General features: G+C 64.0%; 5 protein-coding genes. 2 read left to right on the top strand and 3 right to left on the bottom strand.

Translation table 11 applies throughout. From position 1 onward, the window contains the following. The 3 genes from ABZE94_RS17850 to ABZE94_RS17840 all read right to left on the bottom strand — a co-directional run. Window positions 1–4,636 (bottom strand): PAS domain S-box protein (locus tag ABZE94_RS17850; protein WP_372877019.1); only part of this gene is annotated, 4,636 nt, incomplete at its 3' end. 29 nt (window positions 4,637–4,665) lie between these two features. Then, entirely contained in the window at window positions 4,666–4,863 is a 198-nt protein-coding gene (locus tag ABZE94_RS17845) for a hypothetical protein (protein ID WP_372877017.1), read from the bottom strand. Window positions 4,864–4,909: 46 nt separating this feature from the next. Beyond that, window positions 4,910–7,183, bottom strand: coding sequence for a putative bifunctional diguanylate cyclase/phosphodiesterase (locus ABZE94_RS17840; RefSeq protein ID WP_372877015.1), 2,274 nt, complete (start codon window positions 7,181–7,183; stop codon window positions 4,910–4,912). Between the two features lie 169 nt (window positions 7,184–7,352). On the opposite strand from ABZE94_RS17840, the gene desA reads away from it, so the two are divergent. Together desA and ABZE94_RS17830 are read left to right on the top strand one after the other, a co-directional pair. Then, window positions 7,353–8,540, top strand: a complete 1,188-nt coding sequence (desA, locus tag ABZE94_RS17835) for a delta-9 fatty acid desaturase DesA (protein ID WP_372877013.1) — start codon at window positions 7,353–7,355, stop codon at window positions 8,538–8,540. A 118-nt stretch (window positions 8,541–8,658) separates the two neighbouring features. Further along, on the top strand, window positions 8,659–8,936 hold a 278-nt coding region (locus tag ABZE94_RS17830), incomplete at its 3' end, for a transposase domain-containing protein (protein ID WP_372877011.1).

Genomic DNA, 8,936 nt, shown 5'->3' with positions numbered 1-8,936 from the left:
TGCTCGCCTTGAACACGTCGGGAATCCCTGGGCCGTGGTCGCGTACGCTGACCCGCACCTGGTCACCGCGCTGTTGCGCGGCAACCTCGACAGGCTGTCCGGCGGGCGAAAACTTGGCCGCATTGGACAGCAGGTTGGCCATGACCTGGGCCAGGCGCTGGCTGTCGACCTGTACCTGGGCGGCCAGCAGGCTGTCGAGTAACTGCAACTGCACCCGATACTGGCTGGCATACGGCTGGTTCTGCGCGATGGCCTGTACGAGCAAGGGCTGCAGGGGCTGTTTGCTCAGCTCGATAGGCATCTTGCCGGCCACCAGTTTGTCCATGTCCAGCAGGTCGTTGATCAGTTGGCTGAGTTGCTGGCAGTTGTTCTGGGCAATCGTCAGCATCTGCTGCATGGCCGCCGGCACCGCGCCGAGCACGCCGCCGTTGATCAGGCCGAGGGAGCCGGCGATGGCGGTCAGCGGGGTGCGCAGTTCGTGGCTGACGGTGGAGACGAACTCGCTTTTCATCTGTTCGATGCGCTTGCGTTCGCTGATATCGCGGATTACTGCGATGAAGCGCCGTTGGCCCTGGTGGCTGATCTGCGACACCGCCAATTCCATGGCGAAGGCGTCGCCATTGCGGCGCAAGCCGTTGACCTCGTGCACCGTGTCGATCAGCCGGGTTTCGCCGGTTTGCTGGTAACGCGCCAGGTGGCCATCATGGGCCGAGCGCTCCGGTTCGGGCATCAGCAGGCTGACGTGGTGCCCCGCCACTTGGGCCAGGCTGTAGTCGAACAGTTTTTCCGCCGCATGGTTGAAGGTCTCGATACAGCCCTGTTCATCGAAGGTGATGATGGCATCCAGGACGTTGTCGAGCAGGGTGTGCAGGTAGTGCTCGCGTTCGCGGATGGCCCGCTCTGTCGCGACCCGCTCGCTGAAATCCTGAATCTGGGCGACGAAGTGCACCGGCCGGTCATCGCCATCGCGCACCAGCGAGACGCTGAGCAGCACCCAGATGGTCCGGCCCTGGCTGTCCAGGTAGCGTTTCTCCATCTGGTAGCCGTTGCTCCGTCCGGCCAGCAGCGCCTCGACATTCTCCAGGTCGGCGGCCAGGTCGTCGGGATGGGTGATCTGCTGAAAATCACTGGCCAGCAGTTCCGCGCGGCTGTAGCCGAGCATGCGGCAGAGTTCGTCGTTGACTTCCAGCCAGCGCCCCTCGGGGCTGACCAGGGCCATGCCCTGGGGCGCCGTGTTGAAGGCACTGCTGAACAGTTGCTGACTGAGCTTGAGTTCGTCTTCGATCTGCTTGCGTTCGCTGATGTCCCAGATGAAACCGTCCAGCCACAGCAGGTTGCCCTGCCTGTCGTATTCGCCGCGGCCCTTTTCCCGTACCCAGACGCTGTGGCCAGCGGCGTGCTGCAGGCGGTAGGTCAGCTCGAACACGTCCTGACGGGAAATGTGTCCCTGGATGGCGTAGGTGCTGGCGCGGTCGTCCGGATGGATCACGCTGGCATAGCTGCGTACCCGGTTGTCGATGAAGTCACTGACCGGGTAGCCGCTCAACTGCTCGATTTCATCGCCCATGAAGCGCATGGTCCAGTCGGCGTCGTGGCGGCAGCGGTAGACCACCCCGGGCAGGTTGGCGACCATGCCGCGGAAGCGACTTTCGCTCTTTTGCAGGGCGCGGGTGGCCTGCTGCAAGGCACTGAGATCGGTGGCGATACCCAGGTAGCCGTGAATACTGTCTTGCTCGTTGCGGATGGCGCTGATCGTCAGGTTGACGATGCGTTGTTCGCCGTCCTTGCGGATATAGGTCCACTGTTGGGTTTTCGCTTGTCCGCCCTGGATATTGGCGACGAACACCTCGAAACCATGGATCTCGCGGCCAAGCTCGTGGCTCAGTTCGCGGCCGCGGGCACGCACCTCTTCGGGCTGGTGAAACAGCATCGGTGAGTGCTGGCCAACCACTTCTGCGGCCCGATAACCGAGGAGCAGTTCGGCGCCAGGATTGAACAGGCTGATCACCCCGCTGGTATCGGTGGCGATGATGGCAACCCCGGTAGCCGAATCGAGCACGGCCTGAAGGAAGGCGCGGGCCTCTTGCACCTGAGCTTCGCGTTGCTTGAGCTCGCTGACGTCCTGCACGGTGCCGGCCAGGCGGGTCATGCGCCCCTGTTCGTCGGGCTGCAGGCGAGCCAGCTCATGCACCCAGCGGATCTCGCCATCGGGGCGCACGATGCGATGCACTACGTCGTGCAAGCCGCCGGCCAGCGCCCGCTGCTCGCTGGCCTCGACCAGAGTGCGATCCTCGGGGTGCACGCAACCCTTGAAAGCCTCGATGTTCGGGGCAACCCCCTCGGCGTCATAGCCGAAAATGTCGAAAATGGTGCTCGACCAGTCCAGCTCACCTGTCTGCAGATTGGCTTGCCAGTGGCCCAGGCGGGCGATCTGCTGGGCCTGGTCCAGGCGCTCCAGCAGGGTCTGCCGGGTCTGCTCCTGCTGCTGGCGGTCGAGGGTGGCGCCGACCCAGCGGGCGAACAGCCGAAGGAATTCGCGGTCGGCCTCATCGAATGGCTGGGCGCGCACCTCGGGCGAGGCGAAACACAGGGTGCCGAAACGCTGGCCTGCGACCCAGATGGCGGTGCCGATATAGGTTTCCAGGGTAAACAGCGGGTAGCAGGGGTGAGTGGCGTGAGCCGATTGGCCCATGCAGTCGATGGCCAGGACTTCATCGCTGTGCAGGGTGAGGCTGCAGTAGGTGTCGCCCAGGGGGAAGTGCTGGCCGTCACTCAGGGCGCCCGCTGGTGAAACCTGAACCCGCACCTGGTAATCATCGGCCTCGATCTGGCTGATGATGGCCAATGGCACCTGGTAGAAGCTCGCGCCCAGTTGCAGGGCCTGGCGTAGCTGCTCTTGACTGCTCAGGGTCGGCAGGGCGGCAATCTCGTTGAGTGCGCGCAGGGCCGCTTGCTGGCGCTGCAGATGTTGCTGCGCCTGTTCGCGCTGCACGTCGCGGCGCAGCGCCTCGATCAACTGACCCAGGGTGGCGAGCAGGGGTTGCAGCTGCTCGGCCAGGGCGTCCTGATAACCATCGGCGCGGTTGGCCAGGCCGAGCATACCCACCAGCCGACCATGGGCATGAATGGGCAGGCCGGCAAATGCCAACAGCGGCGGATGTCCGGCAGGTAAACCACCGCTATGCGGATGCTGCGCCGGCTGATTGCTGATCAGCGCCTCGCCGCTGCGCATGACTTGGCCGAACAGCGTGTTGAGGTTATGGAACTCCATGCCCTGCGCCGAGCGTTCGGCATACAACGCGGCGCTGGCGCTGTCCCAGGCAATATTGCTGATGCTGTAGGTGTGCAGGTAGGGCGAGCCCTGTTCGTCCTCGAGCACTTCGCCGATGAAGCCGAACTGGCTGGCGGTCAGTTCGAGGATGCGCACAAGCAGCGCATCGAAGGCTTCGCGCTGGTTTTGTGCGGTGATATAGGCCGCCTGGGCCTCAGCAATCACCGCCAGCAGCTGACGCGACTGTTCGCTTTGCCGGTGCTTGTGCTGCAGCTCGTCGCGGTGGCGGCTAAGCAATACCTGGCTGGTGTGACGGGTGCTCAGCAGCAGCAACAGGAGCAGGGCTTCTGCGCCGAACCAGGCCAGCAGCCATTTGCCGAGCAGCCATTGCTGGTCGCTGCGGTGCCGGGCGAACTGTTCGCTGACGTCGCGCCAGGTCAGGGCGACGGCCGGGGTGCTGTGGCCGGGAGTGTGCGCTGAGCGATAGTCCGGCAGTCGCACTTGGGTAAGCAGGTAGGTGTGGCCCTGATCTTCGAGCAGTTTGAGGGTGTCGCCGGCAGCGGGGGCGGGTAACAGGCGTTGGGCCTGCCAGTTCTGTACCTGACCCCGCGAGTAGCCTTCCAGCTGCCAGTGGCCGGATGCGCCGGTCTGGCCGCGCCGCACCTCGCCAGTGGGCTGCTGCTCGTTGCGCTCGAGCCGCAGGGCGACCCCGGCATCCAGCTCCTGATCCAGCTGTTGCAGGTCGAGGAGCATCCCCAGCGTGACTTCCAGGGCGCCGATAGTCACGGGCTTGAGCGTGCCATCCACCTGCAGCGGGGTGATGGCGCGCATCACCAGACCCTCGGCGCCGCGGTCCAGGCCGGCCTTGCCCTGCTCATCCTGGAGGACATCGAGCAGCATCGGCCGTTGTGCATCGGGACTGTCGCCAAAGTGTTCCGGCTGGTGCACGCGCAACAGGACTTCGCTCGTGGGCGCGAGGTGGATATACAGCTTGAACGGGTGACTGCTCTGCAGGTTGCGCCAGCGCGGGGCCAGGCGGGTGTAGAGCTGGTTGCGGATGGCATTGGCGGCGGCCTGATCCGGCTTGCCGCTGTTGTGCAGGGCATAGGCCTGGCGCACCAATTCGACGGCCCAGGAGTCGGCGGCAATGCTCTCTGCCAGCAGCTGTGCCTGATCCAGTTGGCGGCGCTGGGTGCTGTGCAGGGCCAGGCGCTGCAGATCGGCCTGCTTGGCCATCTGCAGCTGCCAGAAGGTTTCCCGCTCGCTCAGGGCCAGCCAGCCCAGCACGGCAAAGAACAGCGCCAGACCGAGGCTGCCGAGGCCGACTATCCAGCGGACTGCCGAGGATTTCTCTTCGCTGTTCATCGACAAAATCCTGAGCGAGCTGTGTGCATTCAGGCCAGCCCGGCGAGGCGCCGCAGGCGCGCCTGACCCTGGCTGTCGGCAAGCGGATCCTGCCCACAGGCGGCCAGGCGCATGAGCATGACTGCGCTGCCCAGGCAGACAATGTCGGCATGCGGACGCAGGTTCAGCACGATCTGCTTGAGCAGGTTGGCGGTCCAGTGATCGTCTTCGAGAATCAGTACCCGCATAGGCGTCGGCTATTCCTTGGTTCCGCTGCGCATGATGCTTGATTGATCAGGGCGCTGCTACAGTTGGTTCCGGCTCTGGCTCGACCGGTTGCGGTCGGCCGAACAGATAACCCTGGCCATAGTCGCAGCCGATCTGGCGGAGGAACTCCATCTGCTCCGGCCGTTCGATGCCTTCGGCCAGAACCTTGAGGTCCAGGCTGTGCCCCAAGGCGATCACCGCGCGGGTAATGGCGACATCGTCGCTGTCGTGGGGCAGGCCGCGCACGAAGCTCATGTCGAGCTTGAGCTTGTGCACGGGCAGGCGCTTGAGCCGGGCCAGAGAGCTGTAGCCGGTGCCGAAGTCGTCGATCGCCAGGCGTACACCCAGGGCCCGCAGGCGTTCGAGCAGCGCCAGGGCCGCATCCGGGTTGTCCATCACCGCGCTTTCGGTGACTTCCAGTTCCAGGCAGGCGGGATCCAGGCCGGTGTCGGCCAGCACCTGGGCCACCTGCAGATCCAGCCCGCCGCGGCTGAACAGCCGGCTGGAGACGTTGACGGCGACGAAGCGCGGCGCGTGCGCCTGATGTTGCCAGAGCACCATCTGCCGGCAGGCCTGTTGCAGGACCCAGGCGTCGATGGCGCCGATCAGGCCGCTGTCTTCGGCGATCGGAATGAAATCCCCGGGGGCTACCAGGCCGCGCTGCGGATGCTGCCAGCGCACCAGCGCTTCGGCCCCGATCAGTTCGCCGCTGGCCATGTCGTGCAGCGGTTGGTAGTAGACGCGCAGTTCCTGATTGTTCAGGGCATGGTGCAAGGCGCTGACCAGGTCGATGCGCCGTCGGGCGAATTCGGTCAGCTCCTGGGTATAGAAGGCATAGCCTTCGCGGCCGCTGCTCTTGGCCTTGGACAGGGCCGAATCGGCATTGCGCAGGACCTGCTCGAGGTTTTCCGCATCGCCGGGGAACAGGCTGATGCCGATGCTGGCGCTCATGTAGAACTCATGTTTTTCGAGGTTGAATGGTGCGCCCAGGCTGTTCAGCAGTAGCTGGGCCAGGCTGGCGGCCTGGGCGGCATCCAGGCAGTTTTCCCAGAGCAGGCCGAACTCGTCACCGCCCAGGCGCGCCAGGGTCATGCCGTGATTCAGTTGTGTAGTCAGCCGCTCGCCGACCGCCTTGAGCAGCAGGTCGCCGATGTTGTGGCCCAGGCTTTCGTTGATGTGTTTGAAGTGATCGAGGTCGATCAGCAGCACCGCGCCCTGCTGTTCGGATTTGGCGCGTTTGAGGGCGTTTTCGACCCGCTCGGTGAATAGCAGGCGATTGGGCAGCCCGCTCAACGGATCATGGTGGGCCAGATGGTCCAGTTCGCTCTGCGAGCGCTTCAAGGCGCTGATGTCGGAGAACACCGCGACGTAATGGCTGAGCTCGCCTTTGTCGTCGTGGATGGCGCGGATGCGTTGCCACTGCGGGTAGATTTCGCCGTTCTTGCGCCGGTTCCAGATTTCTCCGCTCCAGTTGCCCCGGACTACCAGCGCGTGCCACAGGCGTTGGTAGAAAGCCCGGTCGTGCCGACCCGAACTCAGGTGGCTGGGCCGACGGCCGATAATTTCCTCGGGGCTGTAGCCGGTGATGCGGGTAAAGGCCGGGTTGACGTGGACGATCTGCTGCTCGCTGTCGGTGACCAGCACCCCATCCTGGGTCGCATCGAACACGGCGGCGGCCTGGCGCAGGCTGTATTCATTGGCCCGCTGCAGGCTGATGTCGCTGGCGGTGCCGATACAGCGCTCCGGGCGGCCCCGAACGTCGAGCTGCAACTGCCCGCGCAACTGGATCCAGTGGTAGTCGCCATCCTGGTGGCGCATGCGTAGGGTCACCTCGAATGCCTCCTGGCTGGCAGTGTCGAGGATGTCGGCGATGGTTTGCTCATGGCGGGCACGGTCGTCGGGGTGCAACTGTTGCAGCCAGTACGCCCGGGTATTGCCCAGTGCCGCAGGCTGCAGGCCGAGCAGGGCGGCGTAGCCCGCCGAGAAAAACACCTTGTCGCTGCGCAGGTCCCAGTCCCACAAGCCTTCCCTGGCGGAGTCCAGGGCCAGGTTCAGGCGCTCTTCGCTGGCGCGCAGGGTTCGGCGCATGCGCGCCTGCTGGCGCGCATGCGAGCACAGGATCAGGTACAGCAGGAGACTGCTGAGGAGGACGAAGCACAGCCCCTTGAACAGCTGCACCTGCTCGATACGTTCGGCAGGCAGGTGCAGCCCGGCCAGCAGGGCATCGCTGAAGAAGACCCACAGCCCAGCAGCCAGCAGGTAGGCCAGGGTCAGGCGCACCGCTCCTTGGTGTAGGCTCATAAAGCGTCCATCGGCTCTCTAAAAGTGGGCACTGTGATAATAGTCTAGGCAGCGGCCCGGCATTGTTATCTAAAAGACCAACTGGTTTTATGATCCATGTCGGGGATAATGCACTGTGGCCTGAGTCTCTCAGTCACGCCACGTTTTCTTTTCAAGAGGCTCTCGGCTCATGTGGTACAACGGATTTCTTGACCTGTCGGTCTGGCAGTTGATCGCTACCGTCCTGGTGATGACGCACATCACCATTGTCGGCGTCACGGTGTACCTGCATCGTTATTCCGCCCACCGCGCCCTGGAGCTGCATCCGGCGCTGAAACACTTCTTCCGTTTCTGGCTGTGGTTGACCACCGGGCAGAACACCCGCGAATGGACCGCCATCCACCGCAAGCACCACGCCAAGTGCGAAACCGTCGACGACCCGCACAGCCCGGTGATCAAGGGCTTGGGCACGGTATTGCGCACCGGCGCCGAGCTGTATCAGCAGGAGGCGAAGAACCCGGACACCCTGCGCATCTACGGCAAGAACTGCCCGGACGACTGGATCGAGCGCAACCTCTATTCGCGCTATACCTTTGGCGGCGTGACCCTGATGGCGCTCATCGACCTGGCCCTGTTCGGGGTCATCGGCATCAGCGTCTGGGCGATCCAGATGATGTGGATTCCGCTCTGGGCGGCCGGGGTGATCAACGGTCTCGGTCATGCCGTCGGCTACCGCAATTTCGAATGCCGCGACGCCGCGACCAACCTGCTGCCGTGGGGCATCCTGATCGGCGGTGAAGAGCTGCACAACAACCACCACACCTATCCCAACTCGGCCAAGCTGTCGGTGCGCAAGTGGGAGTTCGACATGGGCTGGGCCTGGATCCAGCTGTTCAGCCTGCTCGGGCTGGCCAAGGTGCAGCGCGTGGCGCCGATCGCCCATCGCATCGAGGGCAAGCGCCATCTGGATATGGACACCGCCATGGCGATCCTCAACAACCGTTTCCAGATCATGGCGCAGTACCGCAAGCTGGTGATCGGCCCGCTGGTCAAGCAGGAGCTGGCCAAGGCCGACGCCTCGGTGCGCCATCAGTTCCACCGCGCCAAGCGCCTGCTGGGCCGCGAGCCGAGCCTGTTGCACGACCAGCAACAGCTGCGCATCGATGCCATGCTGGCGCAGAGCCAGGCGCTCAAGGTGATCTACGAGAAGCGCCTGGCGCTGCAGCAGATCTGGCTCAAGACCAGCGCCAATGGCCACGAAATGCTCGATGCGATCAAGCAGTGGGTCCACGAAGCCGAGGCCAGCGGTATCCAGTCGCTGCGCGATTTTGCCGAACAGCTGAAAACCTATTCGCTGCGCCCGGCCGCTGCTGCCTGAGCGCGGCTGCTCGGCTGCCCAAGCCCGCCGTTCGGCGCAATGCTGTTCACTTAAGGATTGTTGACTAATCCTTGTTCAGCAGGAGAATCCGGAACCCTTATCAGGTTCCAGATTTTTTATGTCTATTGCGCAGGATCTGAGTGACGTACTGGACGCTGCCGGGCAGCCTTTGACGCGGCTGGATACGTTGGCCCAGCATATTCCGCAGGAATGGGTTGAAGCCGCCGCGCTGTTGGCCGAGCAGGCGACTATTCGCCAGCGGCGCTTACCCGCGGATATGGTTTTGTGGCTGGTAGTCGGTATGGCGCTTTTTCGCAGCGAGCCGATTACCGAGGTCGCCCGCCGCCTTAATATCTGTGCCGAAGGCCTGGCCAATGATGTTTTGCTGGCCAAAAG

Source organism: Pseudomonas sp., from assembly GCF_041601375.1.
Classification (GTDB): domain Bacteria; phylum Pseudomonadota; class Gammaproteobacteria; order Pseudomonadales; family Pseudomonadaceae; genus Aquipseudomonas.
Note: the sequence above shows the minus strand (reverse complement) of the source record. Positions and strands in the feature narration are given on the sequence as shown.